This is a genomic window from Cetobacterium somerae, assembly GCF_022430525.1.
Taxonomy (GTDB): Bacteria; Fusobacteriota; Fusobacteriia; order Fusobacteriales; family Fusobacteriaceae; genus Cetobacterium_A.
Map to the genome: position 1 here is coordinate 1254015 of NZ_CP092519.1, position 24068 is coordinate 1278082.

Annotated in this window: 19 protein-coding genes; 5 read left to right on the forward strand and 14 right to left on the reverse strand. The window is 27.0% G+C overall.

Annotation, left to right across the window (positions count from 1 at the left end):
• The first annotated feature begins 107 nt into the window (after nt 1-107).
• Nucleotides 108-1826, forward strand: coding sequence for a phosphoenolpyruvate carboxykinase (ATP) (locus MKD34_RS05730; protein WP_240218656.1), 1719 nt, complete (start codon nt 108-110; stop codon nt 1824-1826).
• Nucleotides 1827-1992: 166 nt separating this feature from the next.
• On the opposite strand, the gene MKD34_RS05735 is transcribed toward MKD34_RS05730, so the two are convergent.
• The gene (locus MKD34_RS05735) at nt 1993-3351 is read right to left on the reverse strand and encodes a dicarboxylate/amino acid:cation symporter (RefSeq protein ID WP_240218657.1); all 1359 of its coding nucleotides are present in this window, start codon (nt 3349-3351) and stop codon (nt 1993-1995) included.
• 291 nt (nt 3352-3642) lie between these two features.
• On the opposite strand from MKD34_RS05735, the gene MKD34_RS05740 reads away from it, so the two are divergent.
• A complete protein-coding gene (locus MKD34_RS05740; protein WP_240218658.1) occupies nt 3643-4524 on the forward strand; it encodes a mechanosensitive ion channel family protein in 882 nt (293 codons plus the stop codon).
• A gap of 20 nt (nt 4525-4544) precedes the next feature.
• On the opposite strand, the gene MKD34_RS05745 is transcribed toward MKD34_RS05740, so the two are convergent.
• The 4 genes from MKD34_RS05745 to MKD34_RS05760 all read right to left on the reverse strand — a co-directional run bounded on the left by MKD34_RS05745 (nt 4545) and on the right by MKD34_RS05760 (nt 10418).
• Complete coding sequence (locus tag MKD34_RS05745) at nt 4545-5243, reverse strand: murein L,D-transpeptidase catalytic domain family protein (protein WP_240218659.1); 699 nt, start codon at nt 5241-5243, stop codon at nt 4545-4547.
• A gap of 104 nt (nt 5244-5347) precedes the next feature.
• Nucleotides 5348-6286 carry a L,D-transpeptidase gene (locus MKD34_RS05750; protein WP_240218660.1) on the reverse strand — a complete coding sequence of 313 codons (939 nt, stop codon included), beginning with the start codon at nt 6284-6286 and terminating at the stop codon, nt 5348-5350.
• 37 nt (nt 6287-6323) lie between these two features.
• Nucleotides 6324-9344, reverse strand: a complete 3021-nt coding sequence (locus MKD34_RS05755; RefSeq protein ID WP_240218661.1) for an efflux RND transporter permease subunit — start codon at nt 9342-9344, stop codon at nt 6324-6326.
• 9 nt (nt 9345-9353) lie between these two features.
• Nucleotides 9354-10418, reverse strand: coding sequence for an efflux RND transporter periplasmic adaptor subunit (locus MKD34_RS05760; RefSeq protein ID WP_240218662.1), 1065 nt, complete (start codon nt 10416-10418; stop codon nt 9354-9356).
• A 189-nt stretch (nt 10419-10607) separates the two neighbouring features.
• Between MKD34_RS05760 and MKD34_RS05765 the strand changes: the two genes are divergently transcribed.
• Together MKD34_RS05765 and MKD34_RS05770 are read left to right on the forward strand one after the other, a co-directional pair.
• Entirely contained in the window at nt 10608-11705 is a 1098-nt protein-coding gene (locus MKD34_RS05765) for an anaerobic sulfatase maturase (RefSeq protein WP_240218663.1), read from the forward strand.
• A 30-nt stretch (nt 11706-11735) separates the two neighbouring features.
• Nucleotides 11736-13661 (forward strand): helix-turn-helix transcriptional regulator, encoded by a 1926-nt coding sequence (locus tag MKD34_RS05770; protein WP_240218664.1) that lies wholly within the window; start codon nt 11736-11738, stop codon nt 13659-13661.
• A gap of 44 nt (nt 13662-13705) precedes the next feature.
• Here MKD34_RS05770 and MKD34_RS05775 read toward each other — a convergent pair whose 3' ends face one another.
• The gene (locus MKD34_RS05775) at nt 13706-15253 is read right to left on the reverse strand and encodes a type 2 periplasmic-binding domain-containing protein (protein ID WP_240218665.1); all 1548 of its coding nucleotides are present in this window, start codon (nt 15251-15253) and stop codon (nt 13706-13708) included.
• Between the two features lie 294 nt (nt 15254-15547).
• Between MKD34_RS05775 and MKD34_RS05780 the strand changes: the two genes are divergently transcribed.
• The gene (locus tag MKD34_RS05780) at nt 15548-17482 is read left to right on the forward strand and encodes an alginate lyase family protein (protein ID WP_240218666.1); all 1935 of its coding nucleotides are present in this window, start codon (nt 15548-15550) and stop codon (nt 17480-17482) included.
• Between the two features lie 36 nt (nt 17483-17518).
• Here the strand turns inward: MKD34_RS05780 and MKD34_RS05785 are convergent, their stop codons facing one another.
• From MKD34_RS05785 to agaV, 8 genes are all read right to left on the reverse strand, one after another.
• Nucleotides 17519-18436 carry a 1-phosphofructokinase family hexose kinase gene (locus MKD34_RS05785; protein ID WP_240218667.1) on the reverse strand — a complete coding sequence of 306 codons (918 nt, stop codon included), beginning with the start codon at nt 18434-18436 and terminating at the stop codon, nt 17519-17521.
• A 2-nt stretch (nt 18437-18438) separates the two neighbouring features.
• Nucleotides 18439-19290, reverse strand: a complete 852-nt coding sequence (locus tag MKD34_RS05790; protein WP_240218668.1) for a tagatose bisphosphate family class II aldolase — start codon at nt 19288-19290, stop codon at nt 18439-18441.
• On the reverse strand, nt 19284-20411 hold the full coding sequence (locus MKD34_RS05795) for an SIS domain-containing protein (protein WP_240218669.1): 1128 nt from the start codon (nt 20409-20411) through the stop codon (nt 19284-19286). The genes MKD34_RS05790 and MKD34_RS05795 overlap by 7 nt, the downstream gene beginning before the upstream one ends.
• A complete protein-coding gene (locus MKD34_RS05800) occupies nt 20412-21347 on the reverse strand; it encodes an N-acetylglucosamine kinase (RefSeq protein ID WP_240218670.1) in 936 nt (311 codons plus the stop codon).
• A gap of 123 nt (nt 21348-21470) precedes the next feature.
• A complete protein-coding gene (locus MKD34_RS05805) occupies nt 21471-21896 on the reverse strand; it encodes a PTS sugar transporter subunit IIA (RefSeq protein WP_240218671.1) in 426 nt (141 codons plus the stop codon).
• Nucleotides 21897-21916: 20 nt separating this feature from the next.
• Entirely contained in the window at nt 21917-22738 is an 822-nt protein-coding gene (locus MKD34_RS05810; protein WP_240218672.1) for a PTS system mannose/fructose/sorbose family transporter subunit IID, read from the reverse strand.
• The gene (gene agaW / locus MKD34_RS05815; RefSeq protein ID WP_240218673.1) at nt 22728-23513 is read right to left on the reverse strand and encodes a PTS N-acetylgalactosamine transporter subunit IIC; all 786 of its coding nucleotides are present in this window, start codon (nt 23511-23513) and stop codon (nt 22728-22730) included. Before agaW ends, MKD34_RS05810 begins: the two co-directional genes overlap by 11 nt.
• Nucleotides 23514-23524: 11 nt before the next feature.
• On the reverse strand, nt 23525-24007 hold the full coding sequence (gene agaV / locus MKD34_RS05820) for a PTS N-acetylgalactosamine transporter subunit IIB (RefSeq protein ID WP_240218674.1): 483 nt from the start codon (nt 24005-24007) through the stop codon (nt 23525-23527).
• Nucleotides 24008-24068: the final 61 nt, after the last annotated feature.

A 24068-nucleotide genomic window follows, 5' to 3' on the forward strand; every position in this document is an offset into this window, starting at 1 on the left:
AATTATTTTTATTTTATTTATTTTTAAAAATATTTTTTTATTTTTTCTTGACTTATTGAGTTTTTTTTCATAAAATTTAACTAACCAATATATCTTAGGAGGATTTTATGAATCAAGAAATTTTTATAGGTAGAAATAGTGCGATTTTAAATTTTTCAACAAAATATTGTGATACTTCTGAAAATCTTTTATCAAGCTTAGCTTTTAAAAAGGTTCTTTCTAAATATATATATCTAATTAACACTAAAAATACATCTATTTATCAATTTTTGAAAAAAAGTTGTGAAGATGATATCAGTGAAACTCTAGTTAAATTTTTTAAACTTCTTATCGTTTTAGATAAATCTGAAGTTTCTAAATTAAACCCAGTTTACGCTAATCTTTTATTAAACGAAACAATTCTTTTTGAATTTATTGAAGGTCTATATTCTTATTGGAGAAAATTTGAAAGATATGCTATTATTCGTAATAAAAATACAAGCTTAGGATTACAAAATATTAATTTTATTGACTCTATGAATAGTTTTACAAATTTAATTTTAAAAACTTACAGATTAGTTGAACAAAATATTTTAGGTGAAAATCACAGAGTTTATAGACAACTAAATGCAGGAGTTAATGCAGGACTTATCTTAAATAACGCTCCTTGGAAATGTCCTAAAGAATATTCTTTTTTAGAAAAAATTCCCTTCACTGAATCAATAGTATTACAGCCACCTTTTATAACTTATCCTAGAAAAAATACACGAAAAGGTATTTTTTGTGAAAATAGAGAAAATCCTATTGAAAATTTAACTTTAAATTTAGATAATTGGATTTGCTTTCCCGCTAAAGTTGGTGAATTATTAGCTTTTGTATATTTTGATATGAATTTTATGGCTCAAGGCGTTACTCTTTGTAATCTTTTTGAATTAGCTAAAAAAGAGGAATATCTTAATAAAAAACCCGATATTATATATATGTATGGAGTTAAAGACTTCCATGCAGAGATGAGAACTGAATTTTTTAAAGATTCACAAAATGATATTATGATTGGATATGTAAATTTTAATGAAGGTATTGATTATTTTGGGTATATGAAAAAAATGATTTTAACACTTCATAATTTAAAAATGATTGATGCTGGGTATCTTCCAGTACATGGTGCTATGGTAAATTTAACATTTAAAAATGGATTAGAAAAAAATGTTATTATTATGGGAGATAGTGGTGCTGGAAAGTCTGAAAGTTTAGAAGCCTTTAGAAAATTAAGTGAATCTTATATCAAAGAAATGAAAATTATATTTGACGATATGGGAGTCTTAAAACTTGATGAGAATACTTTAACTGCTTCTGGAACAGAGATTGGAGCTTTTATACGACTTGACGATTTAGATATTGGATATCCTTATAAAGAAATTGATCGAAGCATTTTTATGAATCCTGATAAAATAAACTCTCGGATTGTTATTCCAATATCCACCCACTCTGATATTATAAAAAAATATAAAGTTGATATGTTTTTATATGCTAATAATTACGAAGATGGAGAAATTTTAGAATTCTTTAATTCCTCTTCTATTGCTAAACCTATATTTATTCAAGGTGCACGAAATGCTAAGGGAACTACTAATGAAATTGGAAAAGTAACATCTTATTTTGCTAATCCATTTGGGCCTCTACAAAGAAAAAATGAAACCGATATATTAATTAATAAATATTTTGAAAAAATGTTTGAAGATAAAATTTTAGTAGGACAGATTAGAACATGTTTAGGTATTCATGGACTAGAAAAGGAAGGACCTGAAAAGGCAGCTAAAAAATTATTTGAGTTTATTATTAAATAATTCTTGCTTTTTTATAAAATTTGAATTATAATTCAAGTGTTGAATTTTAATTCAGTTTTGTCTTGAATTCACATTGTTCATTGTTTTTGGGGTTATGTAAATAACCCCTTTTCTATTTTTTGTAAAAAAAAAGTAGATACTTTTCTTGTATCTACTTTTTTATTTTTTAGATTTTAATTTTTTCTTCTTTATTTTCTAAAGAATGGTATGTATCATGATCTAATTTCCCCTCACTTTTTGAAACATACACTGCTATAGCACTATCTCCTACAACATTTAGTGATGTCAACAACATCTCTAATGGTCTATTTATTCCTAAAATTATTGCATAAGCTGATACCGCAATTTCATTACTATATCCCATTCCTGTTAAAATAGTAAATAGAATTATAGCTCCGCTACCTGGTGCTGCAGGTGTTCCAATTGATGCTAATAATGCTAATAATGATATTGTTGCTAAATTAAATACTGTAATTTCATAACCTGCTACTCCTGCTATAAATAAAGTTGCTAAAACTTGCATTATTGCAGTTCCATTCATATTTACAGTCATTCCCATTGGTAATACAAATGACGTCGTTGTTTCATCTACTCCCAATTTTTCAATTGTTGTTTTAGTATTCAATGGTAATGATGCCGCTGACGATGATGTTGAAAAAGCAAACATCGCAACATTAGATATTTTTTTCATAAAATGAATTGGATTTAATCCTGTTGAAATCCATATGATAAATGAATAACCCAATATAAGGAATACAATTAAAGTTATAGCTGTTAAAACAAAATATATACTAGCAATTTGTAAATATCCTATTCCATAAATTGCAAATGTTCTCATTAATAATGAAAATATGGCTATTGGAGCAAATTTATTTATTATAAATGTTAAGAATATCTGTGATATTTTATTCAATTCTAATATCCCTTTTTTTACAACTGAATTTTCATCATTCATAGTATTTAAAACTAACCCTACAGAAATTCCTAAAAATACTGCCACTAAAACATTTCCATTATTTGATAATCCCGCTATTATATTTTGTGGAATAGCTTTTATTATTATTAATAATGGATTTGATGATGTTGCTCCTCCAGCTCCAGAAACTTTATTTATTGCTACTGAAAATAAATTAGCTTTATAAGCTACCATTCCTACTATTGATGCATATAGAAGAGCTAACACAGAACTTAATCCAAATCCTAAGAAAGTTTTATAAGATATTCTTTTTAAACTTTTCGAATCTTGAATACTTGTTACAGCAATAATTATTGATGTAAATACCATTGGTATAATAACTAATTGTAACGCATTTATAAATAATTGCCCTATTATATAGAAAATTCCAAAAGATTTAGCTCCCTCTGTTTTTGTTATATCTTGGAATAAAATTGAATTTATAGTATTCCAAACACTTTCTTTTCCTTGAGCAATTAAATTTTCTCTTAAAAAAAGAAATGCAACTCCCATAGTAACACCTAAAACTAAAGCATAAAATATTTTTTTTGTTAAATTATTTTTTTTCATTTTCACTCTCCTATTTTTTCTAAAAAAAATAGGAATAGCAACTATATAATATAGTTACCATTCCTATTTATAAATATATAATAATTAAAAGAAAAGAACAAAGAATTAAAAAATGAAAAAAATGAAAATGATGTAATTTTTCTTTTCTTTTTTAGCCTTTTTCTTAACATTGTTCCCTCCTATTTTTTTACACTTTTGTTATTTTAGCATATTTTTTATTTCTTAGCAACTCTTTTTATTTTAAAAGGAAATTTATTTTTTTTAAGAATTAAATACTATAGAGGTGATTTTATGGAAGAACATTACAAAGGATTTTTAGCACAAGTTATGTACACTTTTACAAACGAAGAGTTTTTAGTTAATTTAACTAATAGTCTTATAATATTTTTTTTTAGATTTGCTATTGCTTTATTATTCTTTATAATTGGACGGAAGATTTTTAAAAGTTTTTTATCTAAGTATTATCAAACTCATGCTTTTAAAGCTATCGATTCATCTTTTAGAACTTTTTTATCTTCAATTATAGATACTGGTTCTATTGTCATACTCCTTATTATTTCACTACTTATAATGGGATTTCAACATACATCCCTAATAGCTTTTCTAGGAAGTATCGGAATAGGTGTAGGATTAGCCTTAAAAGATAATCTTTCAAACTTTGTTGGTGGATTAATAATTTTAATTTTTAAAACCTACTCTGTCGATGATGAAGTAGAAGTCATTGGTAACTATGGTCTTATTTCATCTATTGATGTCTTCTCTACTACCATTACTACTTTTAGTGGTGATATCGTAACTATTCCAAATGGAAATGTTATAACTAATCAAGTTATTAATTATTCAAAGACGCCAAACCGAAGAATGAAAATTGTAATTTCTGTAGCTTATGAAACAAATATTGATCAAGTTTTTCAAGTTTTAAATGATTTAGTTAAAAATAATAAAAATATTTTAAAAAATCCTGCACCCTTTATCAATATAGAAAAATACAATAACAGCTCTATTGATATTGCATTAAAAGTTTGGACAAAAAATGAGGTTTATTGGGATACATATTTTGAAATTTTAAAAAATATCAAACCTTCCCTTGATTCAGTTAATATTGTTATTCCATTTCCACAAATGGATATTCATATTAAGCATCAAAACCTATATAATAATAAAAGCAGCTAGTAATATAGCTGCTTTTATTATTATACATAGTTACTTCTCTCTAAATAATTTGTATCATTTCCATATACAAATAAAACTGAACCATTTTTTATCATATCTATTGCTTTTTTTGAGATATCCTTTGGCAATGCTGGGCATCCTAAACTTCTTCCTAATCTTCCTTGTGATTTAGCAATTTTAGGATTTGCATAATCTGCTCCATGTATTACTATATATCGATCTTTTGCTTTATCATTAATCCCTTTTTCTAACCCATTCAAAACTAATGAATACCCATTTCCACCCATATATGTATTCTCAGTTAAAAAGAATCCTAAAGAACTTTTATATGAACTAACTTTATTTGAAAAAGATGTTGCTATGTTTCCACCACTGTTTTTACCATGAGATACATGTGAATATACAAGTAGTTCTTTCTTATCCATATCAATTACAAAAAATCTCTTTTCTGTTGATGGCTTTGAATAATCTATTATTGTTAATAACTCTTTTTTTCTTCCATCAATTTTGTTATACCCATTTAAAGCTGTTTTGAAAACATCATAATTTAATTTTCCATTTAATCCAATCTCTTCATATAATCTTTTTTCATTATCTTCTAATACTGCTTTTGATAATTTTAACTCTGTTTTTGTAGGATTCTTTAATGTAAAACCAAATGATGTTGTTGATATTGAACCTAAAATAAGAGCTAACATTAAATACTTTTTCCCTAACACAAAAACCTCCATTTAATACTTTTTTCCTAATAAAACCCATTTTATTCTATCATTTTACATAAAAAAAGTCAAGAATTTCACATTCTCGACTCTATTTATGTCTTTTATTCAATTACTATAACTAATCCTTTATTTGTCTCTGCCCACTCATAAACATACTTAGCATGAGAAGTTGCATTTCTAACACACATATGAGATCTTGGAGTCGTTCCTAATGTTGGACTATATTCAATCATTTCTGTTCTTGGCAAATTAACTGGAACTCCATGAATATATCCACCACCTGAAAATCTACTTGCATATGGTGCATATCCATCAATCTCTGTATGACTTCCATCTTTTAGATATTCCATCTTATATTTTTTTCCTTGAACTACAAATACACCAAGAGGTGTCGGTAATTGATAAGGAGGTCTATCAAGTCCTGTAGAAGCCGGATTCATACTTCTTACTTTCCAAACATCTCCAACTTTTTCCAAAGTTGCTATATTTTGATTTTTTCTATCTACAACCACTACTCTTGGAAAACTATTTGCTTGTATCTCTTTTACATATCTAGCTGGAACTATCCATTCTCCATCCATATTTTCAACTTTAATTTTATAATTTTCTAAATCTCTTGATATAATAGAAATTAAAGACCCATCTGGAGCATATCTTTCTGGTCTATCCATCTGTCCTTCTATATATAATGGTATTCCTTGACTTCTTCTATTACCAAATTTATCTTTTACTGAAGGTCTTGAACCATCACTATATTTCTCCATTGCTATTTGTCTTGCTACAGGTGGTAATCCATTTATATTTTTGTAATTTTTTAACGTTCCAAATCTAATATTTTCCCCTTGAAAACTATCTAATCGATCTAAATATCTAGATATTTTATCCCATTGAAATTCTCTCGTAGTTTTGCCATACTTATAAGTATCTTTCAAAGTATACTTATTATAAGTCAAATCCTTTTCAATAGTTGCTGCACTAGATATTAAAAAGCTAAAAATAGAAAACATTCCTAAAAGTAAATATCTAAATTTATTTTTCATAACATACCCCTCTAATCAATTTTTATGAAACTATATACTAGATATACTTTGAAATTTTCTTTTTTCCTACTTCATAAACATAAAAGAGTACAGGAATTAAAATTAATGTTAATAATGTTGAGAAAATTAATCCAAATATAACTGCTATGGCCATTCCCTTATACATTTCACTACCTTGCCCTATTCCTAAAGATAAAGGAACCATTCCAAACACTGTTGTCATTGTTGTCATAAAAATTGGTCTTAATCTTGTTTTTCCTGCTTCTACTATAGCCTGATCTAAAGGTAACTCTCTTTCTAAAAGAATCTTTATATAGTCTATTAAAACTATTGCGTTATTTACAACTATTCCCGCTAACATAATGATTCCAACAAAAACCATCGTATTTGTTTTTTGTCCCGTTACTAATAATCCACTATAGACACCTATTATTGACAACGGAACAGTTCCCATTACTATTATTGGAAGTATATATGATTCAAATTGAGCAGCTAATATAAAGTAAACTAAAAACATTGCAACCATAAATGCAAACTTTAGTTGTTCATTTACTTCTGCCATATTTCTTCCACTTCCACCAAAAGAATATGTTATTGTTTTTGGTAGCCCTACCTCATCTAAAATCTCTTTTATATACTTTTGACCTGTTACTAAATCTAAACCATTAGAAGCATTCGCGTCAATAGTTACCATTGTAATTTTATCCTCTTTATCAATTCCATATGCTCCTTCACCAATTTCAAAAGTAGCTATATCTTTTAATTTTACAACTCCACCATTTTGAGATTTTATTCTCATCTCCTTTATTTTTTCAGGTGAATTTCTAAACTCTTCAGCAAGTCTTAAACTTACATCTACCTCTTCATTTGCTGTCTTTATCTTTATTGGAGCTCCACCTAAGATTTGATAACTTACAGAAAGTGTTAAGTCATTAACTTTAACTCCATAATACTCCATTTTTTTTCTATCTAAAAGTATTCTCACTTCTGGATTTCCGTTAACCATAGAGTTATTTATATCTGTAAACCCTGGATTTGCTGCCATTTTTTCTGAAATTACTTTCGAAACATAGCTTAATTGATTTAGATCATCAGATTTTAAAATTAAAGATATATCTCTTCCTGTTCCTCTTCCAAAAGCCATTCTAGGAACTAAATTTAATTTTACATCTGGAATATGTGATATCTTTTTTCTTGTCTCTCCCATTATTTGTTGCACTTTTTTATCTCTATCACTTTTAGGTCCTATATCTACAATTATTGAGACCGCTTCTTTCCCTACTGAAGATATAAATTTTTTCGTTTGAGAATCCTTTTCTACAATAGATTCCAACTCTTTTGCTACTCTATTAGCTTTTTCAATCTCCATTCCACTTGGGAGTTCAGCTATAATACTATATATTCCATCATCAGTTGTTGGCATAAACTCTCCACCAATATTTCTAGCTCCATATCCTACAACTCCTATAAATAAAGCTATCATACTTATAATAACTATCGCTTTATGTTTTAAAGAATTTGATAATATCTTTGAATAATATTTTTTTATGTACTTTAAAATTCTTCCTTCTTCATGTACTGTATTTTTAGATTTTAAAATTCTACTTGATACCATTGGTACAAAAGTTATAGCTATTATCAGCGATGCTAATAAAGAAAATGTTATTGAATATGCCATATCTTTATAAATCTCTTTCGCTCTTCCCTCTCTTATAACTATAGGAATAAACACAGCGATTGTTGTTGCTGTTGAAGCTATTATTGGAATAATAACTTCTGTAGCTCCATTTTCAGATGCTTCCATTCTATCTTGCCCTAACTCAGTTAAATGTCTAAAGATATTATCTAAAACAACTATTGAGTTATCAACTAGCATTCCCACACCTAAAGATAATCCCATTAAAGATATTATATTTAACGTCATTCCTTTAGCTCCAAAGAATCCAAATGTTGCAATTATTGAAACTGGTATAGCCACTGTTACAACTAACGTTGCTCTCCAGTCTCTTAAAAAAATAAATAGTATTATTCCAGCTAATACAAGGCCTGTTATAGCATTATTTTCAACTGTATTTATAGATTTCGTTATATCCACAGCAGAATCTCTATTTATAGTAAAAGATGCCCCTTTAGGTAAAAGTGGCTCCATTTTTTTTAACTCCTCTTTTGCTACCTTAGATATTTCAACAGTATTTCCAACATCACTTTTCTCTATATTTATTATTATATTTTCAATTCCATCAGTTCTACCATAACTACTTCTATCTTTTATTCCTAAATTAACATCTGCTATATCTGTTAAATATAGGGTATCTCCATTTGAATTTTTTAAAACTATTTCTTGAATATCTTCTAAAGTTTTAGCTTCCCCTGATACTTTTACCAAGTATTCTTTATCACCTTCTCGTATATATCCAGATGGAAAGTTTAAACTAGCACTTTTTAATGTGCTATACAAATCTGTAACTGTAAGATTATATGCCTCTAATTTCTCCGGATCAATATTTATACTTATTTCCTTTTCTAAACCACCAAAAACACTTACAGTTCCGACACCTTCTATTCTTTCTAATCTTGGTATAACAACATTATCTGCAAAGCTTTTTAAGTTTATTAAATCATCTCCTCTTAATCCAATAAGCATTACTCTATCTCCAGAAGATGAAGTTTTTCTTATAATTGGTTCATCAATATCATCTGGTAAACTGTTTCGTATTCTACTAACAGCTGTTACTAAATCATTAACTTTATTATCTATAATAACACCGTATTCGAATTCAACTGTTAGTGCTGATTTTCCCATGGTAGATTTTGTTGTTATTCTTTTTATTCCTTCCACACTTGTTAAACCTTTTTCAATTTCTTTTGTAACTAACTTCTCCATATCATCTGGAGAGGCGCCTTTCCAACTTACTCTTATAGCTGCCATCGGCATATTATAATTTGGCATAAGTTGTGTTTTTAAGTTAACTAATGTTAATATTCCTAGTATAACCATTGATATTATTATCATCATAGTGACAACAGGACGTTTTATTGAAAATTGTGCTATATTCATCTGTTCCCCCTACTCTATAATATTAACTTTATCTCTATCTTCTAATAAAAATTGTCCCTCTGTTACAAGTTTCATATTCGAATAAAGCTCATCACTTATTATCTCTTGTTTTTCATTATTTGAGTATCCTCTCTCTACCTTTATCCTCTTAGCCTCTCCATTTTCTACTACGAAGATATATGAATATAGTTCCTTTATAACAATCGTATTTTTAGGAACTAGGTATCCTCTTTTACTTCCTGTTTCAACTAAAACCTTAGAGTACATTCCTTTTTTTATTTTCCCCTCTGGATTTTCAATTTCTACCTTTATTTGATATTTTTTATTATCTTTATTTGCTACAGGGTTTATTTCATATACATTACCAAAATAGTTATTTTCAATTCCTTCTAAATCTATTTCTGCTTTATTCCCAACAGATAATTCACTTATTTCATGGACTGATACTCCAGTTTTTACAAGCATTTTACTGTCATCAACAACTGTTACCAAATCACTATTTGGTGTTATTTTTTCATAAAGCTTTAAATCTAAATCTGTAATAATTCCATCAAATTTAGATTTCACAACTAAGTCTTCAAAATCTTTTTTAGCTGATAAATACGTTGCTTCTGAATTTTTCAAAGCACTTTCTCCTTGAAGAAAATTAATTTTTTTCACTAAATACTCCTCTTCAGATATAAGTTGTTTTTCATAAAGTTGCTTAAATTTTTCATAATTTTTTTTCTTTATTTCAAAATCTGCCTTATTAGAGATATATGTTGCTTGAGCTTTTAAATAAGCTGATTGCACTTCTTGATCCTCTAAAACTAATATAATTTGACCTTTTTTTACTTTATCTCCATTTTTAAAGTTTATCCTTTTTACAGTTCCACCCGTTTTAGTTATAACTTTAACCTCATTTAAAGGTTCCGTTACTCCACTTGATATATTTAGACGTACTATTGATTCTGGTTTTATCTCAGATATTTTAATATTTTTTCCTAGCTTTTCTTTTGATTTCTGTTTTCCATTGCTACTACCACATCCAAATAATATTAATGATATTGATATTATCAGTAACTTTTTTATCACTTTTTTCCTCCACCTATTATTATTTTGTATATAAAACTATTTTATCATATTTCATATTTATTTGCATCGCTTATATTCAATTAATATTATACTATATTTTAAAAAATATATTCACTTTTATCAACCAAATATAACTTTTTTTATATTGTTATGTTATAATAATAAACATACTATTAGGAGGTACTTTTTATGAATCATATAAATCTTTTAATCAAGCCATCGTCAAGTCTTTGCAATATAAATTGTGATTACTGTTTTTATAGTGATGTTGCATTTAATAGAGCTCACCCAAGTTTTGGATTTATGAGTATAGAAACTTTAGAAAAATTAGTAAAAGAAAGTTTCTTTACCGCAAAGAATTCTATTACATTTTCTTTTCAAGGTGGAGAGCCTACTTTAATAGGAATTGATTTTTATAAAGCATTTCATAATTTTATAAAGAAATACAATACAAATAATATTTCTGTTAACTTTTCTATTCAAACTAATGGAATTTTGTTAAATAAAGAATGGATTAATTTATTTAAACAAGAAAAATATTTAGTTGGTATTTCTTTAGATGGATATAAAGAACTACATAATTTTTTTAGAAAAGATAAATTAGGAGTGGGAACTTTTAGTCAAACTTTTAAGAATATTAAGCTATTACAAAAAAATAATATCGATTTTAATATTCTTTGTGTAGTTAATAAAAAAACTGTTGAAAATTTAAAAGATATCTACCTTTTTTTTAAAAACTCTAAGTTTAAATACTTGCAATTTATTCCTTGTTTAGATAAACTTGATAATTCTACTGGAGATTATTCTTTAACAGAACAAGAATATGGATTTTTTTTAGATGAACTTTTTAAATTGTGGAATAATGATTTAAAAAATAAAAAATATATTAGTATTCGTTTTTTCGATAATTTATTAGCTATTATTTTAAATAATCAAGCTGAATCTTGTGATATGAACGGACATTGTAGTGTTAATACTGTCGTTGAAAGTAATGGTAATATCTATCCTTGCGATTTTTATGTTTTAGATGAGCTTCTATTAGGAAATATTCATTCTACCTCTTTAAAAGAGATTCTTACTTCTGAAAAAGCTTATAATTTCGTTAAGAGTTCATTAAAGTTTGATTCAGAATGTAAAACTTGTAATTATTTCAATCTTTGTAAAAGTGGATGTAGAAGACATAAAAATTTTCAAGATGGAACTTTTAAAAATAGATTTTGTAATTCATTTAAGTATTTTTATTCTAAAAATATAAAACAACTTTTAGAGATTGCTCATTCGTTTTAATATTTCTAACTAAATTGAGAAGGAGTTTATATGAAAAAATATAAAAAATTTGAAAAAATTTTATTTTTATTTTTTATTCTTACTAATATTTTAATTATATCTTTAGTTTATAAAAAAGAAGAAAAAAATTATAACAAATACTTAATAAGTCAAATTGAAGAAAAAAAAAGAATATTTCAATTAAAAACTGATTTGTTATATTCTTCTATTTTAGATTTAAAAAATGAAAATACTTTTTTAGAGTATGAGTCTAATCCAACACCATATAACCTTCTAAAAGTTTTTAAAACTTTAAAAATTAAAAATAGTTTTTTTAGTAAATTTGGTTATAAAATTTCCTTTGGAAATAGTGACTCTAATATTTTTATTACTCCTGAAGAAACTGTAAATAAAAATGATTTTTTTACTACTTTAAAGTTTCAATTAAATTCAAAGGATAATCTTCAAATAACTGATGATGAGTCTACAATGTATCTTCTCAATTTTCCATCTAAACTTGAAACTTTACAAAAAAGTTTATGGTTAATTACTATTGATAAAAGCATCTTTTTTTCTGATATTAAAACAAAAGATATTGGACAATGGGCAATCGAAAAAAATAATAATTTTTATTCAATTATGCCATCTCTTGAAAAACTTAAACTATCAAATAAAAAAAAATTATATATTTTCAAAGATAATGCTTTTGACTTTAATTTAATTTTTCAACAAAAAAAACATAATCTATTTCCAAATATTTTTTTTGATATTCTTAAAATATTAATTTTGACTACAGCTATATTTATTTGTATTCTTAAAATATTTAATTTTTTTCAAAATCCCATTATTTATATCAATCAGCGAAAAAATCTTAAGGATTATATTTTAGGAATTAAATCTGTTAAAGATATTGATAGTTTTACTGAAAAATTTGAAAACTTAAAATTCCCACTAAGACTGGTTTTAATTGAACTTTTTGACTCTGATACCCCTGAACTTTATACGGATACTTTACCTATTGTTAAAGATTATCTAATAACCTCTTTAAATAACTCTTCTCAATATGAATATGTTGACATTGATTATAAAAGTATTCTTTTTATAGTTTCAGAAGAAGCATTAACAGATATTGACGATGGATTTTCATTTTTATTAGAACATGTTCAAAAGAAATATAATTTAAAATTAACTGCTTCTGTATCCAATGAAATTTTATATCTAGATACACTTCCTAAAGAATATATAAAATGTAAAAGAATATTAAATTTTAAATTTTTATATAGTAGTTATTTTGTTATTTTGGAATCTTTTACAAATAAAAATAATCCAAGCTTCTTTTATTCTATTGATATTGAAAATAAACTAGCAAATAGACTTTTAAATGGTAATTTCTTAGGATGTAAAAAAATAATTGATGAGATTTTCGAAGATATCGATTCTAATTTAGATAAAAATAAAGTGAACGATTTCTCCTTACTTTTATGCAATACTTTAGGAAGAGTTACTTCACAATTAGGCGAGTTTGATATAAATAATAAAATAGATATTCATATAAAAGAAACTAGTATTCCAAATTTAAAAAATACATTTTTAAAATTTTGTAAAGATATTTGTGATCTCAAACAAGTAGAAGAGAATTCTACTAATATTGAAATTAAAAATAAAATTCAACAATATTTAGAAGATAACTATTCTAATGATTTCTCTCTTGAAGATTTATCTGAATATTTAGGTTTCTCTTTTAGATACACAAGCTTACTTTTTAAAAAAAATATGGGTGATAACTTTAAAAATTATCTTAATCTTTTTAGAATAAACAAATCTAAAGAGATTATTCAAAATAATAAAAATATTAAAATTAAAGAAGTTGCTGAGTTAGTTGGATATAACAGTTCCAACACTTTCATTAGAATATTTAAAAAATATGAAGGAATCTCTCCTGCTAGATTTTTCTTAGAGAATATAACTGATAACTAAAATAGAAAAGGAGATAATAATATCTCCTTTTTTACTTATTTTGCTTAAGACTGAACCCTATCATATGCTCTTTGATTTATTTCTATAAGTTCTTTTAAACCTAATTTATTAACTCTTTCTACAAATTTTTCATAAGATTTATCAAAATCTTCTGCACCTAATACCCATTTCTGACTCATCTCATCTAAAGCCATTGATATCTGTGAGTTAATTTTTTGTACTTTCTTTGCCTCTTCTGGAGTATATTTAAAAAGTGGAACTTGATCCATTATATAACCATTTGCCATATACATCTCAGACCATTCAGTTGCTTTTGGATCTCCCCAAGCTTTTTCATATTCATAATCTTGTCGCGCTCCCATTTTAAATTGTAATCCATTATCTCTTAACACTTGTAATGCATTTTTTCCTGGAGCTTTCATTACTTTATCTGTATAATATTTTTTTCCATTTTCGTCCTTTGCGAAAGTATCTCCTTCAACTCCCCAGTTATAAAGCTCATATCCTTTATCTGAGAACCAATAATCCATATATTTAATTATTGTTACTGGATCTTTAGCACTTGCAGAAATTCCCCATCCACCTAAAGATGTTGTTCTTGCATCTGGAGCATAACTCTTCCCTTTATATTTAGGCGGTGCAATTGCTATAAATTCAAATTTTTCATTTTGTTTTTTTAATTCTTCATCATTATTATATCCTGTTGTACTTGCAAACCAATCAAATGTCACTCCTCCAATATCATTACGTAACATATAATCTCTTCCACTAAATCCTCTTGTATAAATTTCCGGATCTATAAGTCCCTCTTTATACCATTTAATTACTTCAGGCATAGCCTCTTTAAATCTTTCTTGAGTGGGACCATATTTTACTATACCATTATCTAGATAAAAGCCATATTCAGCTCCAAATAATCCAACTAACTCTTTTGTTGCAAATTCAATAGTTCTATCAAAATATGGAATTTCGTCTGCTTTTCCATTTCCATTTGGATCTTGCTCTTTAAAAGCTTTTAAGACTTTATAAAAATCATCCATATTTTCTGGAGTTTGTAATCCTAACTTATCTAGCCAATCCTTTCTTATAAACAATCCTTGTGATGCTTTCATGGCATACCAATCATAATAGCATGGAATATAATATATTTTTCCATCTGCAGCGACAGCATCCATTTTATATCTTGGATATTTATCAAAAAAGGCTTTTATATTTGGAGCATGCTTATCTATTAATTCATTTAAAGGCACCATACCCCCTGCCATACCTAAATTTTCAATTTTATCTGGATATGCATAAGATATAATATCTGGTAAATTGCCTGAAGATACTGCTAAATTAAAAGCTTGAACTTCGTCAGTTAAATTTTTAGATGTTGCACTTTCTAATTTTATATTTGTATCTTTGAACGCTTCTTTAAATACTAGCCAATTCTCATCAAAAACTTTTCCATTTTGAATTGCTAAAATTGACAATGTCACTGGTTTTTCAGATATTTTATAATTTTTATTTTTTTCATTAACATCACTAGAAAAGCTTTTTAATCCTAATAAGGCTAATGATAAAACTAACATAGATTTTCTTCTATACATATTTTAGACCTCCCAAAAATCTTTCTTATTTTCAGTATACCTCTACTTACTTTTGTTTTTCAATGGCTGTTTTTCCAACTATATGCTTTTTTCCTGTTTTGAATATACTATTTTTTAATATTGAAAACTGTATATTTACTTTTTTTATAACTAAATGTATTATTAATTATATAAAAGAATTATTACTTATTAAAAAGAAAAAATTCTTTTAAAATACTATAATAATGGTAATTTTTACTTGTATTTAAATATTCAATTGAAAAAGTAAAATTATTTAATTAACTGGGAGGAACTATGAAAAATGAACTATTCAAAGAGAATAGTAAAAAAATAATTGAAACTTGTGATTTACTTTGCAAAAATACATTTATTTTTAATCATAAGTGGGATATGGAAGTTTGTAAAGTTCCATATACTTTTTCTGAAGAAATTATTTGGAACAAAATTCCTTTTGAAGATCCTGAGTGGACATTTATGCTAAATCGTCATAAATTTTGGATTTATTTAGCTAAAGCTTATACTTTAACCTCTGAAAAAAAATATTTCGACACTTTTATCTCACAGGTTAACTCATGGATTAACACTGTAGATGTTTTCAAAGATGAATATTTCAATTGTTCTAGAACTATTGAAATAGGAATTCGATGTTTAAATTGGATAAAAGCTATTAAAATTTTTAAAAATAGTTCTTGTAATTTAAACTTTATTGAAAATAAAATGATTGAATCCCTTATATATCAATGTGAAATTCTAATTAAAACTTATGATGATTTTAGAACTCTTAGTAATTGGGGAGTTATGCAAAACTGTGGATTAATTTCTCTAGCTTTAAATTACCAAGAACAATATCCTATTCTTAAGAAACACTTAGTTATCGGATTAGAACGTTTGGAGCATCAATGTAAAATTCAAATTTTGCCTGATGGAGTTCACTGGGAGCAATCCCCTATGTACCAAAATGAAGTTTTAAATTGCCTACTTGATGTTGCATTTGATTTTGAAAAATTAAATTTAGATATACCTACTTTTATTCTATCTAGTATAAAAAAACTAGCTTATAGTAATGCTTATATGAAAAAACCAAATCATAATCAACCTATGCAAGGAGATAGTGATGAGACAGATTTAAGAGATATTATTACTCGATCAGCTTATATTTTAAAAGATCAAAATTTAAAATACTTTGGATATAATTTTGTAGACTTTGAATCTATTTGGGATATTGGAGACTCTAATGTTTCTAGATATGAAGAATTACCAACTAAAAAACCTAATTTTACTTCAATCGCTCTAAAAGAAAGTGGAAACTTTTATCTAAGAGACTCTTTTGAAGAGAATAGTAATTATCTTTGGTTTAGATGTGGAGCTCTTGGTAGTGGTCATGGACACGGAGAACATCTACACTTTGATTTAGTATCTAATGGAGAGGATTTTATAAGTGATCCTGGAAGATTTACTTATGTTGAAGGCAATAGAGATCGAGAGTTTTTAAAAAGTTGTTTTGCTCATAATACTACTATTGTTGACAATCTTCCATTTAGTAAATTTAATGGAGCGTGGGGTATTGTTGAATCTGCTTTAACTCTAAATACACACCACTCTTTTAATACAAACTTTGATTTTGTAGAAGGTGGACACTTGGGGTATATCTCTTTAGAATCTCCTGTTGTTACTAATCGAAAAATCTTATATTTAAAAAATGATTTGTGGATTATTATTGATGAATTTTTAACTGAAGGTGCTCACGAATATTCTCAAATCTTTAATTTTTATCCAGATAAAAAACCTACTATAATTAATAATCAAAAAGCTTTTATTAAAGGAAAAAATAGCAATCTTTTCATGTATTGGATCGACAAAAACTTAGACTTAAATTTAAAAAATAGTATTTTTTCTACTGAATATAATAAAAAAAATTCTAATTTTCAATTAGTTAGCTCTATAAAAAGCGATAAAAGTAAAACACTATTTACTGTAATATCTTCTAAAGAACTTACTATCAAAGAGACTTCCATTTTAAGAGGAGACGGATCTTTTGTTCCCTCTTATGAGGCTCAGGCAATTGAAATCACTTTAACTTCAAATAATAAAATCATTGTTTTTAACTCAATGATTGATATAAACAATCAGAAAAAAAGTTATTTAGTTGATAATATTTTATTTTATGGAAAAACTGGATTTATTAAAAAGTGTGACAATACTACATCTTTTGAAATTATTAAATATTAAAAAAGTATCCCTTAGAATAATTCTAAGGGATACTTTTTATATTTTCTCTACTTTTACTTTATCAAATAATTCCTTAACAACACCTAAATCAATATTTCCTGTTTCATCCATCATTGCATTAGATATTCCACAAGCCATTGCTAATTTTAATATTTCCTCTATTGATTTCTTTTTATTTAAACCATATGCAAATCCAGCAATTGTCGAGTCACCACTTCCTACCGGATTTTTTATATTTACTGTAGGTATATTTACTCTATAGATATCATTTTTCTCATCAATGAAAATAGCTCCATCTTTTCCTAAAGAAACTAATAAATTTTTACAACCTCTATTTTTTATCTCTTTAGCACCTTCTAAAAGTTCTGAAAAAGTTAACAGTTCTCTTCCTAACATTCCTTCTAGCTCTTCTTTATTAGGTTTTATAAGGTATGGATTCCCTTCGATACCTTTTAGTAAAAATTTACCACTTGTATCAAGTATCACTTTTTTATTATTAGCTATTTCACATAAAATTTTGTAAATATCATCTTGAACTCCTTGAGGAGCACTTCCACTAATACAGATTGTTTCAAATCTATCAAAATTATTTTTAAAGAACTCTAAAAATTTATCAATATAATTTGATGAAATTTTTTCTCCAGGTTCTAATATTTCAGTTTGTGTCCCTTTTCCTAATACGGCTATACAACTTCTTGTTTCTACATCTGTTTTTATAAATCTATCTTTAATTCCTATACTTTCTATTTTACTACTTATCCACTCACCACTATTTCCACCTAAAAAACCACTTGCTTCAACATTTTCTCCAAGTAATCTTAAGACTCTTGAAACATTCAATCCTTTTCCACCAGCTGTTTTAGATGCTTTTCCTCTAAAAATACTATTTATTTCAAAATTATCTATTTCATATCTTATATCAATTGCAGGATTTAAAGTTATTGTTAATATCATGATTATCCTCTGTTATCACTTTTACACATAATTATTTTATCTACAACAACCTTTTTCATAGCTTCTTTTGCTGGAATTAAATATTTTCTCGGATCGCTTTCATTTGGATTTTTTAAGAAAAATTCTTTTAAACTCTCTGCAAATGGTATTTTTAATTCTGTTGCAATATTAACTTTACAAATTCCATCTTCTATTGTTGTCCTAACTGAGTCAAAAGGTACTCCTGATGCTCCATGTAAAACTAATGGTATATCCACTAATTTTTTTATCTCTTTTAATCTATCATAATCTAATTTTGGTTCATTTTTATATAATCCATGAGCTGTTCCTATAGCTACTGCTAGTGAATTTACCCCAGTTCTTTCAACAAACTCTTTAGCTAATTTAGGGTCTGTATATGAAGACTGTGATTCATCAACTATTAAATCATCCTCTTGTCCTACTAACTTACCTAATTCTGCTTCTACACTTACATCATATCTATGAGCAAAATCTACAACTTCTTTTACTATTTTCACATTTTCTTCAAATGGATGGTGTGATGCATCAATCATAACTGACTTACATCCTAATAAGATAGCTTCTTTTATACTATTTACATCTTCATGGTGATCTAAATGAAATGCTATTGGTATATCATACTTTTCACTTGCTGTCTCTATCATTTTTATCAAATACTCAATACCTGCATATTTAACTGTACTTGGTGTTGCAGCTAATATAACTGGTGATTTTAACTCGTTTGCTGTATCTACCACTACCTGAATTGTCTCTAAATTATGAATATTAAAAGCTGGTACTGCATACCCTCCTTTTTGTGCATCTAATAACATTTGGTTTGTTGAAACTAACATTGTGATTCCCCCTTATAATCGTATATTATAACACCTTGTACAACTCTGTTTACTTCTCCTGTTGGACATGGATTATCTGGATTTATTCCAAAACTTTTTGATTTATAAAATGCAAATAATTGAGCAAAATATATATAACTAAACATATTGAATACATCTTCTGCATTGTTGTCATCATTATTAAATGTGTAGTAGTAATGTGAATTTTTTCTAGCTTCATCTGAATTTTTCATATCTAAAGTTACTAAAACTTTCTTCTTATTTTCATTGTACATTTCTTTTAATAAATCTAATTCATACTTTCTTGTATAATCATTATTTGAAAGCAATGTAATAATCATTGTTGTATCATTTATAATTGACTTTGGTCCATGTCTAAACCCTAATGGTGAATTATAGTGTAGACTCATATGACCTGCTGTTAACTCTAGACACTTTAATGCTGCCTCTTCTGCTACACCTTTTAAACATGAACTTCCTAGATATACAATTCTTGATATATCTAAAGTTATTAATGAATCAATTAATGACTTCATATCTTCATCTTTTATCTTTTCTATTTGATTTTTCATTATATCTTCTATCTTTTCTAGAGACTCTAAATTAAATATTAAAAGTCCTGTTAAAGACATACAAGTAAAGCTACTTGTCATTGCAAATCCTTTATCATTAGATTCCTCTGGCATTAAAAGAACAAGTGCTTTTTTATCATCTTTTTTATTTGTTGCTAACTTTCCATCTTTATTACAAGTTATTAAAATATGACAAACATCATCTATTATCTCATCTGCTAACTTAACTGTCGCCACACTTTCTGGACTATTCCCTGAACGAGCACATGAAATTAGTATTACTTTTTCTTCTTTTTTTAAATAATTTTCTGGATTAGAAACTATATCTGTTGTAGCTATTGAAAGAACATTTCCTCCTAAAGCTGGAGTTATACTATTTCCTACAAATTCTGAAGTTCCTGCACCTGTAAAAATAATCTTTCTATTTTTAAAATCATTTTTATCTAAAAATGATTTGATTTCTTCTTTTTTTTCTTTCACTAGATTTATTGTTTCTAACCATAATCTTTTTTGTTGTTCAATCTCTTTTAATGTATAAAAATCTTTCATTTATTTATTCTCCTCCCATAATTTTAATGCATAAAGTGCTGATCCATAAACTGGTGTGTATTTTGGTTCAAGTATTACCGCATCAATTTTATTATTTTTTAAATAATTTTTTAAATTATCAAAAATATATTTCGAAGCTTTAAATACACCACCTACATAAGAAACCTTTATTGGCTTTTCAATAAAATCTATTTTTTCAGATATAGCTTTTATCATAAGCCCGATTTCTATTGATGCTTCTTTAAATATTTCTATACAATATGGATCATTTTTTTCTGCTGCTTTATAAACTATCATTGATAATTGAGCTATTTTTCCTCTATCAAGAGAATATTGATTGTAAATTAAATCTATTAAATCAAAATCTTCTTTTAAATTTAATTCATCTCTCATAGTAGTATATAAAGTTGTTTTAGGATATCTTCCATCTGCTTGTTTCGTAAATATTTCAATTCCTTTTTTAGCAATCCAATAAGCCGATCCTTCATCGCCACATGCATGCCCCCAACCACTTGTTCTTGCTTCTTCCCCTAATTCATTTATTCCGTATCCAATAGCTCCTGTTCCAGCTATTATATTAATTCCTGGGTTACACCCCAACGATCCAGCCCAACCAGCTTTCATATCATTTCCTAATTGAAATTTTATACTTCTCCATGATTTTTTAGCAACATCTTCAATTATTTTTTGATCCTCTTTTATTTCTCCATACCCTGGAATACCTGCAAATATATAACCTATATCGTCTTTAGTTATATTTAACTTTTCTAAAACTTCCTCTAATATAGATATCAATAGTTCTTCTAATCCATTGAAACCAATTTGTAAATAATGACCAGTTCCTTTTTGAAAACTCAAAACCTCATTTTTATCTTCATCTATAACTGAAACAGCTGTTTTTGTTCCACCGCTATCTATTCCTATAAAAAATTTCATTATGTACCACCCCAATATTTTTTTACTGGTACATACCAGTTAAGATGATTATAGTTAATTTTTTTTATTTTGTCAATTATTTTTATGAAAAAAGTCTTAGAAAATTTCTAAGACTTTTTAATACTATATTCCATCATCGTTTTGAAAATTATCATTTAGCTCTTTTTTTTGAAATGTAACTATAGATTCTTTTCCATGATTTATTATATCACCTACTGTTTTTTCTAAACTTTCTTGGTCTCGATATTCTATCGCTGCTAAAATTGTAGGAATATTTATACCACCTAACACATATATATCTTTCATACTTTGAGACAAAGTTACTGCTGTTGAAAACGGAGTTCCACCTGCTAAGTCTGTTAAAAAAAGAGTTTCTCTATCTTCATTCTTTAAAACAGATTCAATATATCTTTCCTCTAACTCTTTAATTCCCATTCCATTATTAAAGTTTATATAGTCTATATTTTCTTGTTTACCTATAATATACTCTAATGTTTTTTCGATAGCAGAAGCAAACTCTCCATGACCACTTACAATAATTTTAAACATATTCATCTCCCTGTAATTTTTTAAAGTATTCCTATCAAACTTCCTATTATTCCAATAGCTAATGTCAACATAATTAATGTTATTGGTGTTTTCTTTTTCTTTAATAAGTAAAACATAAGAAGAGTATATAATAAAGGCAGCATATTTGGCATTATCTTATCAATTACATCTGTTTGAATATTTACTGTTGTATTACCCATTTCTATAACGTACGGTATACTTAATCTAACAAAAGAAGCTATTAATCCACCTACAACTGTTAATCCTAATATTAACGAACCTTTTGTTACATACTCTGTATCTCCTTGCAATTTTTCTATAGCCTCTACTCCCATTTTATAAGAATAATGCATTAAGAAAAATCTTAAGAAAATATGAACCGAGTTAAATATCAATAGAAAAATAATAGGTCCTGCTATACTTCCTTCTAAAGATAAAGAAACTCCTATACTCGCAGCTATTGGTAATAATGTAAACCAAAATAAAGCGTCTCCTATTCCACCTAAAGGTCCCATAAGTGCAATTTTAATTCCCCGTATAGCCTCTTGACTCTCTTTATTTTCTTCCATTGCAGTTACAATTCCTTGTACAAAAGTTACTAGAAATGGGTGAACATTGAAAAACTCCATATGTAATTTCATTGATCTAGATAAATCTTCTTTATTTTTATGAATTTTTTTCAATGCTGGTATCATGCTATATAACCAACCACACGCTTGCATTCTTTCATAGTTAAATGACGCTTGTAATAAAAATGATCTCCAAACCATATGATTTAAATCTTTTTTTGTTATAACTTTTTCCTGACTACTATCTACATATCCATTATTATTATATTCCATCGCTATAATCCTCCTCTGTAGAAGATGTTAAAGATAATTTTTTAATTTTATCAACACTTTTACTCTTCTGATAATCATATATAGCTATTATAAATCCTATTGCTGCAATGGCTATTACTGGTAAATTTAAATATGTTGCTAGTATAAATCCCAATACAAAGAATATTATATATTCTTTTTTAAACATTATATTTAATAAAAGAGCAAATCCTATTGCTGGCATCATTCCACCAGCTACTCCAAATCCTTTAATTAACCACGGTGGTAATAAAGAAACAATTCCTTGAGCTGCTTCCGCACCTATTGATATTGGTAAAAATACTACTGTAAAGTAAAAAATAAATAGAATACCCATTCCTAAATAGTTTATTCTCTCAATTCCTTTTGTATTACAACTTTCTGCATACTTATCTGCCTTATGCATAACTGGAGAAAAAAATGTAAATAATAGTGTTATACATGCTTGAACTGCCACTGCAAAAGGAATGGCAATTCCAACAGCAACAGTCGGATCTTGCTTAGCCATAATTGCAAACGCTGATCCAATTATTCCTCCTACAACTACATTTGGTGGTTGAGCTCCACCAACAGGAACAGCTCCCATCCAAACTAGTTCTAATGTTGCTCCTGCAATTAATCCCATTTTCATATCACCTAAAATCAACCCCACTATTAATCCACTTACTAATGGTCTATGAATATGTGATAGTCCATCAAATAAATCTATTCCAGCTAATCCTGCATAAATGGCAACTAAAAAAGCTTTTAATAACATCTACACCCCTCCTATTTTATCAATTCTAGAATATTTTCCTTTCCTTCTGTTGGAACTCTTTGAATTTCCAATTCAATACCTAATTCTGATAATTTTTTGAATGTTGATATATCATTTTCATCTACACAAACAGCTTTAGATATTTGTTTTTTTCCCTCAGCCATATGCATATTTCCAATATTTACTTTTTTTATTGGCACTCCCCCTTCAACTAACTTTAATACATCTTGAGGTGTTTCAGCTATTATTGCTATAAGTTGTCTCGGTGCAGCTTTATGAATAATATCTATAGTTTTTTGGATAGAAAAATATCTTGTTTGAGCTCCTTTAGGCGCGGCTAAGTTCATTAAACTTTGTCTTGTAGGATTTTGTGCTACATCATCATTTGGAACTAATAATAGATTAGCTCCTGAATGTTGAGCCCACGCAGTTGCAACTTGTCCATGAATTAATCTGTTATCAATTCTCACTAAAACAATATTTGGTTCTGACATAAAAACACCCCTCTTTTTTATTTTTTGTACGTACCACTTTTATTGGTACGAGTATACCTTA